The sequence below is a fragment of the Pseudomonas sp. NFACC25 genome, assembly GCF_900100935.1.
Taxonomy (GTDB): Bacteria; Pseudomonadota; Gammaproteobacteria; order Pseudomonadales; family Pseudomonadaceae; genus Aquipseudomonas; species Aquipseudomonas marginalis.
In genome coordinates this window covers 111,020-125,028 of the sequence record NZ_FMUC01000009.1, presented here as the reverse complement: position 1 = coordinate 125,028, position 14,009 = coordinate 111,020, and the positions used below count along the sequence as shown (strand labels likewise).

General features: G+C 62.1%; 13 protein-coding genes and 1 pseudogene. 8 read left to right on the top strand and 6 right to left on the bottom strand.

Annotation, left to right across the window (positions count from 1 at the left end; translation table 11 throughout):
* The first annotated feature begins 112 nt into the window (after positions 1 to 112).
* The 3 genes and pseudogenes from BLQ09_RS20450 to BLQ09_RS31955 all read left to right on the top strand — a co-directional run bounded on the left by BLQ09_RS20450 (position 113) and on the right by BLQ09_RS31955 (position 2,792).
* Entirely contained in the window at positions 113 to 514 is a 402-nt protein-coding gene (locus BLQ09_RS20450; RefSeq protein ID WP_027605492.1) for a YbaN family protein, read from the top strand.
* An 85-nt stretch (positions 515 to 599) separates the two neighbouring features.
* Positions 600 to 1,934, top strand: a pseudogene (locus BLQ09_RS31960) (HAMP domain-containing protein); the annotation flags it as partial.
* 102 nt (positions 1,935 to 2,036) lie between these two features.
* The gene (locus tag BLQ09_RS31955; RefSeq protein WP_371263365.1) at positions 2,037 to 2,792 is read left to right on the top strand and encodes a methyl-accepting chemotaxis protein; all 756 of its coding nucleotides are present in this window, start codon (positions 2,037 to 2,039) and stop codon (positions 2,790 to 2,792) included.
* 63 nt (positions 2,793 to 2,855) lie between these two features.
* Here the strand turns inward: BLQ09_RS31955 and BLQ09_RS20440 are convergent, their stop codons facing one another.
* The gene (locus BLQ09_RS20440; protein WP_027605490.1) at positions 2,856 to 3,419 is read right to left on the bottom strand and encodes an NAD(P)H nitroreductase; all 564 of its coding nucleotides are present in this window, start codon (positions 3,417 to 3,419) and stop codon (positions 2,856 to 2,858) included.
* A 140-nt stretch (positions 3,420 to 3,559) separates the two neighbouring features.
* Between BLQ09_RS20440 and BLQ09_RS20435 the strand changes: the two genes are divergently transcribed.
* From BLQ09_RS20435 to BLQ09_RS20425, 3 genes are read left to right on the top strand one after another with little or no spacing between them, the layout of a single operon-like run.
* Positions 3,560 to 4,999 (top strand): di-heme oxidoreductase family protein, encoded by a 1,440-nt coding sequence (locus BLQ09_RS20435; protein ID WP_027605489.1) that lies wholly within the window; start codon positions 3,560 to 3,562, stop codon positions 4,997 to 4,999.
* 31 nt (positions 5,000 to 5,030) lie between these two features.
* Positions 5,031 to 6,095 (top strand): imelysin family protein, encoded by a 1,065-nt coding sequence (locus BLQ09_RS20430; RefSeq protein ID WP_027605488.1) that lies wholly within the window; start codon positions 5,031 to 5,033, stop codon positions 6,093 to 6,095.
* Positions 6,096 to 6,097: 2 nt separating this feature from the next.
* On the top strand, positions 6,098 to 7,195 hold the full coding sequence (locus BLQ09_RS20425; RefSeq protein ID WP_092358468.1) for a DUF1513 domain-containing protein: 1,098 nt from the start codon (positions 6,098 to 6,100) through the stop codon (positions 7,193 to 7,195).
* A 121-nt stretch (positions 7,196 to 7,316) separates the two neighbouring features.
* Here BLQ09_RS20425 and BLQ09_RS20420 read toward each other — a convergent pair whose 3' ends face one another.
* From BLQ09_RS20420 to colR, 5 genes are all read right to left on the bottom strand, one after another.
* A complete protein-coding gene (locus BLQ09_RS20420) occupies positions 7,317 to 7,544 on the bottom strand; it encodes a hypothetical protein (protein WP_027605486.1) in 228 nt (75 codons plus the stop codon).
* Positions 7,541 to 8,260, bottom strand: a complete 720-nt coding sequence (locus BLQ09_RS20415) for a lipopolysaccharide kinase InaA family protein (protein WP_092358364.1) — start codon at positions 8,258 to 8,260, stop codon at positions 7,541 to 7,543. The genes BLQ09_RS20420 and BLQ09_RS20415 overlap by 4 nt, the downstream gene beginning before the upstream one ends.
* 4 nt (positions 8,261 to 8,264) lie before the next feature.
* Positions 8,265 to 8,945 carry a class I SAM-dependent methyltransferase gene (locus tag BLQ09_RS20410; protein WP_027605484.1) on the bottom strand — a complete coding sequence of 227 codons (681 nt, stop codon included), beginning with the start codon at positions 8,943 to 8,945 and terminating at the stop codon, positions 8,265 to 8,267.
* A gap of 188 nt (positions 8,946 to 9,133) precedes the next feature.
* Entirely contained in the window at positions 9,134 to 10,414 is a 1,281-nt protein-coding gene (locus tag BLQ09_RS20405; protein ID WP_092358362.1) for a sensor histidine kinase, read from the bottom strand.
* On the bottom strand, positions 10,404 to 11,087 hold the full coding sequence (colR, locus tag BLQ09_RS20400; protein ID WP_027605482.1) for a two-component system response regulator ColR: 684 nt from the start codon (positions 11,085 to 11,087) through the stop codon (positions 10,404 to 10,406). Before colR ends, BLQ09_RS20405 begins: the two co-directional genes overlap by 11 nt.
* Positions 11,088 to 11,288: 201 nt before the next feature.
* Between colR and BLQ09_RS20395 the strand changes: the two genes are divergently transcribed.
* Both BLQ09_RS20395 and BLQ09_RS20390 read left to right on the top strand, forming a co-directional pair.
* Entirely contained in the window at positions 11,289 to 13,238 is a 1,950-nt protein-coding gene (locus BLQ09_RS20395) for an LTA synthase family protein (RefSeq protein ID WP_092358361.1), read from the top strand.
* 51 nt (positions 13,239 to 13,289) lie between these two features.
* Complete coding sequence (locus BLQ09_RS20390; protein ID WP_092358359.1) at positions 13,290 to 14,009, top strand: phosphatase PAP2 family protein; 720 nt, start codon at positions 13,290 to 13,292, stop codon at positions 14,007 to 14,009.

The following is a 14,009-nucleotide window of genomic DNA, read 5'->3' as shown; positions in this document are numbered from 1 at the left end:
GCATCAGTCAACAAATAGGTACCTGACCCTCCGCCATCGGGGGCAAGCCCCCTCCCACAGTTGATTGCATTTCAATGCCGACTCTTTTGTTATCCCCTACTTTGCACACACCATGACCCGCAAACCCCAATCCACCTCGAAAATCGCACAGATCCTCTTCGGCCTGCTGGCCTACGTCAGCCTGGGCATCGGGCTGGTGGCGATTGTGGTGCCGGGTTTGCCCACCACCGAGTTCATCCTCCTGGCCGCCTGGGCCGCGACCAAAAGCTCACCGCGCCTCAGTGCCTGGCTGGAAAACCACCGCCTGTTCGGACCGATCCTGTTCAACTGGCGCAACGGCAGGATCATCGCGCGCCGGGCCAAAGTCAGTGCCACCGTGAGCATGCTGCTGTGCGCCATCCTGATGCTGGTGATGCTCGACCACGGCTGGCCGATCTACCTGGCGATTGCCGGGATGAGCCTGGGCAACCTATGGATCTGGTCACGCCCGGAACGGCTCGCACAGCCCGTGTGACGCCGGCTGTAGCCGTTCTCCTACCGCTCATCGCCTGCCTCTCATGAATTAATTTGTTACGCCGATGTTTCAGACATAGCGCTGAATGGACTTGGCCTGCACTGCGAGCCCTCCAACATGCCCATTCGTGAGTGAACCTATGTTCGACACCCTCTCTATCCGCTTGAAAATCGTGCTGCTGTCCGGGCTCTGCCTGTTGGGGGTGATTGCGCTGGTGGTCGGCATCAACATCTACAACACCAACCAGAACGATCAGTTGGTCAGCGACTCAAGCTCGCGCATGCTTACCGACGGCGTGGAACAACTGCTGCAAGCCAGGGCGGCCGAACAGGCAGTGCAACTGCAGAAAACCTTCGGCGACAGCCTGCTGGCGCTGACCGCACTGGCCGACCAGGTCAAGGACCTGCGCACCATGGCCAGCAAGCGTGGCCTGGACGCCGGCGCGCTGCGCGAAGAAATCAACCAGAGCCTGAAAACCACGTTCGATCGCAACAGCAAAGTGCTGGGTTTCTGGCTGTCGTTCGAACCCAACAGCCTGGATGGCAAGGACAGCGAATTCGTCGATGACAAAGCGCGCGCCTCCAACGAAAAAGGGCGCTTCTCCAGTTATTGGAGCCGTGCCGGCGGCGAAGGCTTGAACACCGTCATGGTCGAAGAGGACCTGAACAAGACCACCCTCACCCTCAACGGTACGCCCTACAACATCTGGTACACCTGCCCACGGGACACCCGCACTACCTGCCTGCTGGACCCGTATGAAGACACAGTGGGGGGCAAAAAGGTGCTGATGACCACCATCGCTTCGCCGCTGATCGTCGACGGCAAACTCATCGGCGTCATCGGTGTGGACATTGCCCTCACCGCCCTGCAAGCCACCACCGACGCCGCACAGAAAGACCTGTTCAACGGCGCGGCGCACCTGGAGATTCTTTCCAGTACCGGCCTGATTGCCGCCTACAGCGGCGAACCGGACAAGGTCGGCAAGAACCTGATCGACACCCTTGGCGCCGAAGGCAAGGAAATCGTGCAATTGCTGGCCAGTGACAACCGCATGATCCGTGAACAGGGCGACACCATTCGCGCCGTGTACCCGGTCAAGCCACTCGCCGATGCCAAGCCATGGGGCGTGGTGATCAAACTGCCCAAAAGCGTGATGCTGGCCGATAACGTCAAGCTGCAGGCGGTACTCGACGACGCCCAGGCCAGCGGCACGCTCAAGGCCTTGCTGGTCGGCGCCGCCGCCGGCCTGCTCGGCTTGCTGCTGATCTGGCTCACCGCCACCGGCGTGACCCGCCCGATCAACAGCGTGGCCGCCATGCTCAAGGACATCGCCAGCGGCGACGGCGATCTCACCCAGCGCCTGGCCTATGCCAAGAAAGATGAACTGGGCGAGTTGGTGAACTGGTTCAACCGCTTCCTCGACAAACTGCAACCAACCATCGCGCAGATCAAGCAAAGCATCACCGAAGCCCGTGGCACGGCTGACCAGTCCTCGGCCATCGCACGCCAGACCAGCGAAGGCATGCAGGTGCAGTTCCGCGAAATCGACCAGGTGGCCACGGCGTCCAACGAAATGAGCGCCACCGCCCATGACGTCGCCAACAGCGCCTCCAATGCCGCCAGCGCGGCACGCGGCGCCGACCACTCGGCCCGTGAAGGCATGTCGATCATCGAGCAGAGCACCCGCGACATCACCACCCTCGCCGAAGAAGTCAGCAAGGCGGTGGGCGAAGTCGAAGCCCTGGCGGTCAACAGCGAACAGATCGGTTCAGTCCTGGAAGTGATCCGCAGCATTGCCGAGCAAACCAACCTGCTGGCGCTCAACGCGGCGATCGAAGCCGCACGCGCCGGGGAAAGCGGCCGGGGGTTTGCGGTGGTGGCCGACGAAGTGCGCAACCTGGCCAAGCGCACCCAGGATTCGGTGGAGGAAATCCGCCAGGTGATCGAACGTATCCAGAGCGGCACCCGTGGCGTGGTGGCAACCATGCACTCGAGCCAGAGCCAGGCCCAGAGTAACGCAGGGCAGATCCATCAAGCCGCGCAGGCCCTGGGCAAGATCAGTGATGCCGTGACGGTGATCAGCGACATGAACCTGCAAATCGCCAGCGCCGCCGAGCAGCAAAGCGCCGTGGCCGAAGAGGTCAACCGCAACGTCTCGGCGATCCGCACCGTGACCGAAACCCTCACTGGCCAGGCCACCGAGTCGGCGGCCATCAGCAGCCAGCTCAATGCGTTGGCCAGCCAGCAGATGAAACTCATGGATCAGTTCAAGGTGTAAGACACACCAACGGTCAAATGTGGGAGGAGGCTTGCCCCCTCCCACATTTTGACCGCCTACTGCTTAGAGACCCGTCCAGGCCTGCACAAACGCCGCCACATCTTCCTTCGGCGCCGTACGCGGCGGGTTCTGCGGTGTACCCAAATAAAGGAAGCCAATCACCTCCTCATCCGCCGTCAGCCCCAGGCCTTTGGCGACATGAGCCGAGTAGGACAGTTCACCCGTGCGCCACACCGCACCAATCCCCTGGGCATAGGCCGCCAGCAGAATACCGTGGGCCGCGCAGGCGGCTGCCAACAGTTGTTCAGACTTGGGCACCTTGAAGTGTTCCTGCAGGCGGGCAATCACCACCACCACCAGCGGCGCCCGCAGCGGGCCGTTCTGGGCCTTGTCGATGACAGCCTGGGGAGCATCGGCGTCCTGCAGGCGAGCGGCTTCGGCCAACAGCGTGCCCATCTGCTCACGGGCGGCACCTTCCACGGTGAGGAAACGCCAAGGGCGCAGTTGGCCGTGGTCGGGCGCACGCATGGCTGCGGCGAACAGCACATCGCGCTGCTCCTGGGTCGGTGCCGGTTCCAGCAAACGCGGCACGGAAACACGGTTGAGCAAAGCGTCGAGAGCCTGCATTGGCCACCTCCAGAAAAAAATGTGCGGTCATTCTAGCGGGAATGAATCGGGATGCCACCAAACGATAATTGCTCTTATTCAATCCGCCCCGCCCTGTTAGACTTTGCGACCTTATTTTCAGCCTTGGTCCGGGAAACTCGATGTTTCGTTCGCTTTTTCGCCTGTGCGCAGCGTTGATGGCCTTGAGCCTGGCCGCCTGCGACGACGCCCCACGCTTCACCAAGGCCGAGCCGGGTGAAGCGCGAGCGGGCGGCGCGACGACGGTGAACAAGCGCGACCAGAATGCGTTTTCCCTGCCCTCGGCCAACCTGTCGCCCACGCGCCGCCTGGATTTCAGCGTGGGCAACAGCTTCTTCCGCAGCCCCTGGGTGATCGCGCCGTCCACCACCACCGCCCGCGATGGCCTGGGCCCGCTGTTCAATACCAACGCCTGCCAGAACTGCCATATCAAGGACGGCCGTGGCCACCCGCCGCTGCCCGACGCGGCCAATGCGGTGTCGATGCTGGTGCGCCTGTCGATTCCCCTGTCTACCCAGGACCAGCCGCCCTACGCCAAGCTCATCGAGCAAGCCGGGGTGGTACCCGAGCCCGTCTACGGCGGGCAACTGCAGGACATGGCGGTGCCCGGCGTGCCGCCGGAAGGCAAGGTGCGCGTCGACTACACGCCGGTCAACGTCACCTTCAAGGACGGCACCGTCGTCGAGTTGCGCAAGCCCGACCTGCAAATCACCCAGCTCGGCTATGGCCCGATGCACCCGGACACGCGCTTCTCCGCACGCATCGCCCCACCGATGATCGGCCTGGGCCTGCTCGAAGCCATCAGCGACGCGGACATCCTGCGAAATACCGACCCGAAGACCGCCGACGAGGAAGCCCTCGTCGGCCGCGCGAATCGGGTCTGGGATGACGCCGAGCAAAAAACCGTACTCGGGCGTTTTGGCTGGAAAGCCGGGCAACCCAATCTCAATCAACAAAATGTTCACGCGTTCTCTGGTGATATGGGCCTTACCACCTCCCTGAGACCCTTCGATGACTGCACCGACGCCCAAGTCGCCTGCAAACAGGCACCCAACGGCAATGGCCCCGATGGCGAGCCGGAAGTCAGCGACAACATCCTGCGCCTGGTGCTGTTCTATACGCGCAACCTGGCAGTGCCCGTGCGCCGCGACGTCGACACGCCGCAGGTGCTGGCCGGGAAAAACCTGTTCTACCAGGCCGGTTGCCAGGGTTGCCATAAACCGACGTTCACCACCGCTGCGAATGCCGCCGAACCCGAGTTGGCCAACCAGGTGATTCGCCCCTACAGCGACCTGCTGTTGCACGACATGGGGCCAGGCCTGGCCGACAACCGCACGGAATTCAAGGCCGGTGGCCGCGACTGGCGCACGCCGCCGTTGTGGGGCATCGGCCTGACGCAGACCGTCAGTGGCCATACCCAGTTCCTGCATGACGGCCGCGCCCGCAACCTGCTCGAAGCCGTGCTGTGGCACGGCGGCGAAGCACAAGCGGCGCAGCAGCATGTGTTGTCCTTCAATGCCGAGCAGCGCGCTGCGTTGCTGGCGTTCCTGAATTCTTTATAAGCTTCGCCCCAATTACAGAAGGGAGCTCGACATGTTCCGTCCCAAGTTGTTGTTCACCAGCCTGGCCGCCCTCGCCCTGGGCGCCTGCTCGCCACAAGACCCGCAAGCCGTGACCTCGGCGGCGATCGCCAAGCAGGTGATCCTGCCGACCTACAGCCGCTGGGTCGAAGCCGACCGTCAGTTGGCCGTCAGCGCCCTCGCCTACTGCCAGGGCAAGGAAAGCCTGGACACTGCCCGCGCCGACTTCCTCCACGCGCAAAAAGCCTGGGCCGAGTTGCAACCGCTGCTGATCGGCCCGCTGGCCGAGGGCAACCGCTCGTGGCAGGTGCAGTTCTGGCCGGACAAGAAGAACCTGGTGGGCCGCCAGGTCGAGCAACTGGTCGCCGCCCAGCCGCAGATCGACGGTGCCGCACTGGCCAAGTCCAGCGTGGTGGTGCAGGGCCTGTCGGCCTACGAATACATCCTCTACGACGCCAGGACCGACATCGCCGACGAGGCGCAGAAAGCCCGTTACTGCCCGCTGCTGGTGGCCATCGGTGAGCGCCAGAAAGCCCTGGCCGAAGAGATCCTGGCCAGTTGGAACAGCACCGACGGCATGCTCGCGCAGATGAGCAAGTTCCCGAACCAGCGCTACGCTGATTCCCACGAAGCCATCGCCGATCTGCTGCGCGTACAAGTGACCGCACTGGACACCCTGAAGAAAAAACTCGGCACGCCCATGGGCCGCCAGACCAAGGGCATCCCGCAGCCGTTCCAGGCCGATGCATGGCGTAGCCAGTCGTCCCTGCAAAGCCTGGAAGCCAGCCTCGCCGCCGCCCAGACCGTGTGGGTGGGCGTGGACAACAAGGGCCTGCGTGGTTTGCTGCCGGCGGATCAGAAGCCGTTGGCCGACAAGATCGACGCAGCCTATGCGGCCGCGCTGAAACTGTTCGCCAGCAACCAGCGTACCCTCAACGAACTGTTGAACGATGACGCCGGGCGCCAGCAGCTCAACGACATCTACGACAGCCTCAACGTCGTCCACCGCCTGCACGAAGGCGAGCTGGCCAAGGCGCTGGGGATTCAACTGGGCTTCAATGCCAACGACGGTGACTGATGATGCTCAGGCGACAGGCTTTGGCGATCGGCAGCGTGCTGCTCAGCGCACTCACGTTGGGTGGCTGGACGCTGTTCAAAGGGAAAGGCAAGCGCCCGCTGCTGCTGTCGGCCCGCGATGATGCAGACGGCAAGCACTATGCCGTGGGCTTTCAGCTGGACGGCAAGCAGGTGTTCGCCACCCAGGTCGGCCAGCGCTGCCACGACATCATCAACCACCCGACGCTGCCGATTGCGCTGTTTGTTGCCCGCCGCCCGGGCACCGAGAGTTACCTGATCGACCTGCGCGATGGCGCGCTGTTGCAAACCCTCACCTCGAACGCCAACCGCCACTTCTATGGCCATGCGGTCATCCACAAGAGCGGCGATTGGCTGTACGCCACCGAGAACGACACGTCCGATCCCGGCCGTGGCCTGCTCGGTGTGTACAAGTTCGAAGGCGAGTGCCTGGTGCACAGCGGCGAGATCTCCACCCATGGCATCGGCCCGCACCAGGTGTCGTGGATGCCCGACGGCGAAACCCTGGCGGTGGCCAACGGCGGCATTCGCACCGAAGCCGAAAGCCGCGTGGAGATGAACCTCAACGCGATGGAACCGAGCCTGGTGCTGATGCACCGTGACGGCACGCTGATCAGCAAGGAAACCCTCGGCCAGCAGATGAACAGCGTGCGCCATATGGGCATCGCCAGCGATGGCACCCTTCTCACCGGCCAGCAGTTCATGGGACCGTCCCAGGAGCGCTCCGAGTTGCTGGCGATCAAGCGCCCGGGCGAGCCGTTCATGGCGTTCCCGGTGGCCGATGAGCAGTTGCAGGCCATGGGGCATTACACCGCCAGCGTCGCCGTGCACAGCGAATTGCGCCTGGTGGCGTTGACCGCACCCCGTGGCAACCGCTTCTTTATCTGGGACATGGACACTGCCGAGCTGCGCCTGGATGGACCGCTGCCCGACTGCGCAGGCGTCGGTGCAGTGGCAGACGGGTTTGTCGTCACCTCGGGCCAAGGGCGTTGCCGCTACTACGATTGCCGCCAGAAACAGTTGGTCGCCAAACCGTTGGAATTGCCGGCAGGGCTCTGGGATAACCACCTGCATCTGATCTGAGCTGCGTAGATACCGCCTAGCCAACGCCGCGCCCCCGTAGCAGCCGCGTTGCGGATAAGGTTTGAAAGGCAAAAAAAAGGGCCTCGCATCGCAAGGCCCTTCTTCGGGGGTTTGAATCGTTTCAACTCTGCGGCCTCATCCCTTGGGACATCCCAAACATGAACAACAGCAACTCATGATCAGGCTTGACCGCCGCACTCGCCTTGGCGACCCGGGGCAGCAGGCATTGCCCGCCGCCTTGCACCGCACTGAGTACCTGTGTGCGAGGTTGCTCCCATGCAGCCAGGGCCAGGGCGGCAATGCCCATCGCCCCGACCAGGAACAGACCTCGTGCTATTTCTAGCTTCATCTGGTTAAACCCTTGATAGCGCTGCCAAACGCCGTTTCATAAAAGTAGCTGAGTTTTTCCCAGTCGGTGCTGTTCCACGACGAATGGCGACGCAGCTGCAACATGTCATGGGAGGCTGCCCGATAAGCGGTCAAGCGCTGGCGGCATTTCTCGAAGTCCAGCAGCGCCACTTCCACCTGGGCCGAGTCGCCCTCGCCCGTCACCCGCACGAAAATATGCTTGATGTACAGGCAACCGTGCTGCCAGCGTCCCTTGTGCATGCGGGCCAGGGTAGCGGCCAACGCCTTGAGCAAGCGCTCGTGCACCTGCTCGCCATACTGTTCGCGACCACCGGCGGCGTACCAGTTTTCAATTTCGTCGAAGCCGTCGAGGGCGGCGGTCACCAGCAGCGCCTTCCAGCGGTGCTCGGGGTCACGACGCGCCTCACAAAAGACCATTTCGGGCACGCGAACATCCAGCAGTCGCAGGCCCCTGAGGGCATCCCGCTCGCGCAGCACCGTGGGGCGTCCGAACGGGTGCAGCCAACTGCGGTAGATATGGCCCGTCTGGCGCTTGCTGTAGAGCAAACGGCCATTAGCGGTCATGACCCGCTGTACACCACTTTCACCGCCACGCCGGCGATTGGGCTCTTCGACCCATTCGCCTTGCTGACGCCAGAAATAATCGAAGCGTTCTTCGGGAGCTACGTGACTGCCTGCTACGCACTCAACTGCCATCCTGTTACCTCTTGCGCAATACATACACCCGCCACATGGCGTAGAGCGGTATGAAGTCCAGGGATTCCTGAACACGGAATCCGGCTTGCTCGAACTCTGATTCAACAGTAGCAGCCGGTAACACAAATCTGTTCTGGTAACCTTCCTGCTCACCTGTCTTGCGACGCTTTCCTTCCAGACGCTTGCGTTTCCAGGCTTTGAAATTGCCATCGACCCACAGCGAAATGATCACGCTGTCACGCGTAACCCGCTGAAACTCCCGCAGAATTGCCTGACGGTGCGCCGGATCACCGATGTGGTGGAGCAGGCGCATACAGAAAATGCTGTCGACCGAGTTATCCGGCAAATCGATATCGAAGGCAGATGTCTGCAAGGGCCGTACCCGTTTCACCACTTCTGCGGGCTGGGCGGCCATCGCGACCTTCAACATGGAGGCCGAATTGTCGGCGCCGATGATCACACGGTTGGGTTTTTCCGCCAGCAGCGGCCAGAAGCGCCCGGCGCCACACGGCAGGTCCAGCACCAGGCCTGGCTCGCCGGCCATCGCCAACGCGCCACGGGCCAGTTGCTCGTCGCGTTTGTGGGACAACCGGCGAGCCAGATTGTCCTGATGCTTGAGCAAATATTCGTGGGCGTGCTGGTCGTCGTACTTTTCGGAAAATTCGAGCTTGATCGGGGTAGGCATCAACGGATCTCCAGTTGCTGATGCCTACAACCTTAAGCAGCGTCCTGTGATCAACAGGTCAACCCCTTGTGAAAAACTTGTCCTGTCCAATCCCATACATTTCAAGACTTTACAGACACAAGCAATATCATGGGGCCATCTTCGCCGATTTACGGGGATCTCTGGCAGGATAACGGCAGGGGGAACGCTCAGGCGTTGACCTGACTCAACTGGACGTGAAAGCGACAGCCATTGGGCTCCATGGTGCTGAGGGTAACGCTCCAGCCCTGGTTCTCGCAGATGCGCTGGACCAGTGACAACCCCAACCCCAGGCCCTCACCGCGCTTCTCACTGCCGCGGACGAACGGCTCGAACATCGCTTCGCGCTTGTCTTCGGGAATGCCGACGCCACTGTCTTCCACCACAAACCCGGTCGGCTCCAGGGTCAGCCGGATGAAGCCGTTTTCGGTGTAATGCAGGGCATTGCGCAACAGGTTGCCCATCACGGCATGCAGGAAGGTCGCGTTGTAGCGCGTATCCAACGGGTCGCCCGGCTGGTAGATCAACTCCAGGCCCTTGTGCTCGATGGGCTCGCGCCAGATGCCGAGCAGATCATCAGCGACCTGGGACAGATTGGCCTTAGGCGACATGCTTCCGTCATCATGCTGAGCCCGGGCCAGCATCAGGAAGGTCTGCACCAGTTCGCGCATTTCTTCGCAGGCCCGGGCGATTCGCTCGACCTGGTTACGCCCACGCTGATCGATAGCCGGGTTTTCCAGCAACAGTTCGCAGGAACTGGCCAGCACCATCAAAGGCGTGCGCAGTTCGTGGCTGACATCGCTGGTGAACAACTGCTCGCGGGACAATGCCTGGCGCAGGCGCCCCAGCGTGGCGTCGAAGGCCACCGCCAGCTCACCTACTTCGTCGGCCGCGTAGTCCGGGGCCAGGGGCGGCGCCAGGCCCAGCAACTGGTCGCGGTGCCGCACCTGGCGGGCCAGGCGTACCACCGGCGCCATCACTTTACGGGCCAGTACCCAGCCGAGGAATACCGCCAGCGCCAGGCTGAGCACGAAGCCCACCAGCACCACGGCAAACAGCACGCGCTCGCGCTCTTCGAAATCGCTTTGATCCTGCAGCAGCACATAGCGCCGACCGTCGACCACTTCGACCATGGCGTGGTACGACAACGCCTCGCGAAACACCTCATGAAACCCTGGTTCCAGATGCCGCAGGTCCTTGGGCAATTCAAAATCCCCGGGGCCACCGCTGAAGTAAAACAGCTGGTCGGGCTCGGGGCGGTGCCGCCAGTCCTCGACGGTGTCCATCAGCAGCAGGCGCTGCAGGTCACCGCCCAAGCCTGCCGAGATCAGCTTCTCTTCCACCAGGTGCACGGTGGCGACGATGCCCATGGCGAAGGCCCCCGCCACCAACGCACTCATCAAGGCAAAGGCGATGATGATCCGTTGGGCAAGGCTTTGCTTAAACTCCATCACGGCCCTCGGCCAGGCGGTAACCCACACCATGCACGGTTTGCAGCAACGGCTTGGCGAACGGCTTATCGATCACCTGGCGCAATTGGTGCACGTGGCTGCGCAGGCTGTCGCTGTCCGGGCAGTCATCGCCCCACAGGGCCTCTTCCAGCACTTCCCGACGCAGTACGTGGGGACTTTTCTGCATCAAGACCGCGAGCAGCTTGAGGCCGACCGGGTTGAGCTTGAGCAGGCGCCCTTCGCGGGTCACTTCCAGGGTATCGAGGTCGTAATTCAGATCGGCCACTTGCAGGGCGCGGCGACCGCCGCCTTGGGCACGGCGCAGCACGGCTTCGATGCGCGCGGCCAGTTCCGACAGGGCAAACGGTTTGAGCAAGTAATCGTCGGCACCGGACTTGAAGCCCTGCAGCCGGTCATCCAACTGGTCGCGGGCAGTGAGCATGATCACCGGCGTGTCGCGGCGCGCGTCTTCACGCAGGCGTTTGCACAGGGTGTAGCCATCGATGCCAGGCAGCATGATGTCGAGCACGATCAAGTCGTAATGCTCGGTGGCGGCCAGGTGCAGACCCGACAAACCGTCCTGCGCACAGTCCACGGTGTAGCCTTTTAGCCCCAGGTAGTCGGCCAGGTTGGCCAGAATATCGCGGTTGTCTTCAACCAGTAGAATTCGCATGGGCAGTGTCTCCGTACGCGGTAACGGCCGTGTTGGCTCGCGCAGCTTAAGGCCAAGTGTGGCTCAGGGATAGAGCGGAAAGGCGTGCCAATAAAGGTTTTCAACCGATTCAGCCTACCAACGAGTTTTTCACTATAGCTTCACAAACTGACTACAGTGTCAGGCAGAAGATCGCCACCCATTGATATAAGGAACATGGACATGGGGTTTCTCAAGACGGCGCCAATGCGCTATCTGCTGTTGGTAACCGGTGCCTGGCTGGTTATTTTCCTGCTCACTCGCAGCGTGCTGCTCATCACCCATTTGGATGAAGTCGGCGGCAACCTGCTGCCAGTGTTTGGCGTGGGCCTGCTGTACGACCTGGGTTTCCTGGCCTATGCGGCACTGCCGCTGGGCCTGTATTTGCTGCTGTGCCCACCCGCGCTGTGGCGCCGTCGCGGTCACCGCTGGTTCCTGCAGGCCGTGCTCACCGTCAGCCTGTTCGCCATGCTGTTTACCTCGGTGGCCGAGTGGCTGTTCTGGGATGAATTCGGCGTGCGCTTCAACTTCATTGCCGTCGATTACCTGGTGTACTCCGACGAGGTGTTGAACAACCTGCTCGAGTCCTACCCGATCGGCAAACTGCTGAGCCTGCTCGCCATGCTGGCGATTGTCTTGAGCCTGGCCTTGCGCAAGCCGTTCAATGCGGCGATGAACGCCCCACTGCCGCCGATGCGTGGCCGGCTAGTGAATGCCTTGGCCCTGTTGGTCGTTGCCGGCCTCAGCCTGCAACTGATCAGCCAGGACAGCCCGCGTGCTCAGGGCGGCAATGCCTACAAGAACGAACTGGCCAGCAATGGTCCGTATCAGTTTTTCGCCGCATTCCGTAACAACGAACTGGATTACCCACAGTTCTACAAAACCCTGCCGACTGAGGTTATCGCCACGCAACTGCGTGCAGAGCTGAGCGAACCCAACGCCCGCTTTATCGGCCAGGACCCGCTGGATATCCGCCGCGCCATCACCAATCCGGGCACGCCGCGCAAACCCAATGTCGTGCTGGTGACCATCGAAAGTTTCAGCGCCAAGTACATGGGCAGCAACGGCGACGAGCGCAACCTCACGCCTAACCTGGATGCGCTGCGTAAACAGAGCCTGTATTTCAATAATTTCTATGCCACCGGCACCCGCACCGACCGTGGCCTGGAGGCGATCACCCTGGCGATTCCACCCACGCCCGGGCGCTCGATCGTCAAGCGCATCGGTCGTGAAAGCGGCTTCGCCAGCCTGGGGCAACAGCTCACGGCCGTCGGTTACGACAGCGTGTTTGTGTACGGCGGGCGCGGGTACTTCGATAACATGAACGCGTTTTTCAGCGGCAACGGTTATCGCGTCGTGGACCAGAGCAGCGTGCCCGAGTCAGAAATCTCGTTCAAGAACGCCTGGGGCATGGCCGACGAGGACCTGTACAACCAAACCCTGAAACTGGCCGACACCGACTACGCCAAGCAGCAGCCCTTTTTGCTGCAACTGATGACCACCTCCAACCACCGCCCCTACACCTACCCGGATGGGCGTATCGACATCAAATCCGGGAATGGCCGCGACGGCGCGGTGAAATACACCGACCAGGCCATCGGCCAATTCCTGGAAGCCGCCCGCCAAAAACCCTGGTTCGATAACACGATCTTCATCTTCGTCGCCGACCACACCGCCGGCAGCGCAGGCAAGGAAGACCTGCCCATCACCAACTACCAGATTCCGCTGTTCATCTATGCGCCCAAGCTGATCGACGCACGGGAAAGCGCACAACTGGCCAGCCAGATCGACCTGGCGCCCACGCTGCTGGGCCTGCTCAACCTGAGCTACGAATCCACCTTCTTTGGTCGCAACCTGTTGCAGGACAACCCACTGCCACCTCGGGTGGTGGTCGGCAACTACCAGCACCTGGGCCTGTTCGACGGCAAGGACCTGGCCATTCTCAGCCCACGCCTGGGCCTGCGCCGCCACGACCAGGCCCTGGGTGAGAGCCAGGAGTTGCGGGTCGGCAGCGATGACCCGTTGATCCAGCGGGCGATCACCTACTACCAGGCCGCCAGCTATGGCTTCAAACAACAGTTGCTGAGCTGGAGAGCGCCCAAGGAAGAGGCCCCGGCACTGAGCACGCGCTAACCAAAACGTCCCGTACAGGTCAGTACGGGACGTTTTTCACCAGGGTCCACCATGGGCACAACCCCCGCCGTCCCCGTCTCCAAACCTCTCAACCTATGGCTCTGCCTGGGCATCCCCGGCGGCGCTGCTCTCCTATTGCTGCTGCTGGAGCTGACCTCACTGGACATGGACCTCGCCAAGCTGTTCTACAACGGTGCGGAGGGCGGTTTCATCGGGCGTTACAGTTTCTTCCTCGAAGACATCCTGCATGATCGTGCCAAACAGTTGGTCATCCTGTTCTCGGTCCTGGCGATCCTGGGATTTGCCGGCACGTTTATTCTCCGACGGCTCAAACCCTATCGTCGTGAACTGGGCTGCCTGGTGCTGTCACTCGGGCTGGCGACCGCGTTTGTCGCTCCGCTGAAAACCATCACCGGCGTCCAGTGCCCGTGGAGCGTCCAGGAATTCGGCGGTCAGGAAACCTACAGCAAATTGCTGAGCCCTCGCCCGCCCACCGATAAACCCGGGCGCTGCTGGCCAGGCGGTCATGCCGCCACCGGGTTCGCCTTGTTTGCCCTGTTTTTTGCACTGCGTGACCGGCAGCCACGGATGGCGCGCAGCGCATTCATCTTCGCCGTCGGCTTGGGCAGCGTGTTTTCCGTCAGCCGCATGATGCAAGGCGCACACTTCTTTTCCCATAACGTGTGGACGGCAATTTTCTGCTGGCTGATCTGCCTGGGGCTGTATTGCCTGTTGCTGTACCGGCCCTCCACGCGCGCAACGCCCACCTGA

What these genes read in the sequence shown, in the direction of transcription:
- BLQ09_RS20450 (WP_027605492.1), top strand. Translation starts at nt 113, where the DNA reads ATGACCCGCAAACCCCAATCCACCTCGAAAATCGCACAGATCCTCTTC.
- BLQ09_RS31955 (WP_371263365.1), top strand. Translation starts at nt 2,037, where the DNA reads ATGCAGGTGCAGTTCCGCGAAATCGACCAGGTGGCCACGGCGTCCAAC.
- BLQ09_RS20440 (WP_027605490.1), bottom strand. Translation starts at nt 3,419, where the DNA reads ATGCAGGCTCTCGACGCTTTGCTCAACCGTGTTTCCGTGCCGCGTTTG.
- BLQ09_RS20435 (WP_027605489.1), top strand. Translation starts at nt 3,560, where the DNA reads ATGTTTCGTTCGCTTTTTCGCCTGTGCGCAGCGTTGATGGCCTTGAGC.
- BLQ09_RS20430 (WP_027605488.1), top strand. Translation starts at nt 5,031, where the DNA reads ATGTTCCGTCCCAAGTTGTTGTTCACCAGCCTGGCCGCCCTCGCCCTG.
- BLQ09_RS20425 (WP_092358468.1), top strand. Translation starts at nt 6,098, where the DNA reads ATGCTCAGGCGACAGGCTTTGGCGATCGGCAGCGTGCTGCTCAGCGCA.
- BLQ09_RS20420 (WP_027605486.1), bottom strand. Translation starts at nt 7,544, where the DNA reads ATGAAGCTAGAAATAGCACGAGGTCTGTTCCTGGTCGGGGCGATGGGC.
- BLQ09_RS20415 (WP_092358364.1), bottom strand. Translation starts at nt 8,260, where the DNA reads ATGGCAGTTGAGTGCGTAGCAGGCAGTCACGTAGCTCCCGAAGAACGC.
- BLQ09_RS20410 (WP_027605484.1), bottom strand. Translation starts at nt 8,945, where the DNA reads ATGCCTACCCCGATCAAGCTCGAATTTTCCGAAAAGTACGACGACCAG.
- BLQ09_RS20405 (WP_092358362.1), bottom strand. Translation starts at nt 10,414, where the DNA reads ATGGAGTTTAAGCAAAGCCTTGCCCAACGGATCATCATCGCCTTTGCC.
- colR (WP_027605482.1), bottom strand. Translation starts at nt 11,087, where the DNA reads ATGCGAATTCTACTGGTTGAAGACAACCGCGATATTCTGGCCAACCTG.
- BLQ09_RS20395 (WP_092358361.1), top strand. Translation starts at nt 11,289, where the DNA reads ATGGGGTTTCTCAAGACGGCGCCAATGCGCTATCTGCTGTTGGTAACC.
- BLQ09_RS20390 (WP_092358359.1), top strand. Translation starts at nt 13,290, where the DNA reads ATGGGCACAACCCCCGCCGTCCCCGTCTCCAAACCTCTCAACCTATGG.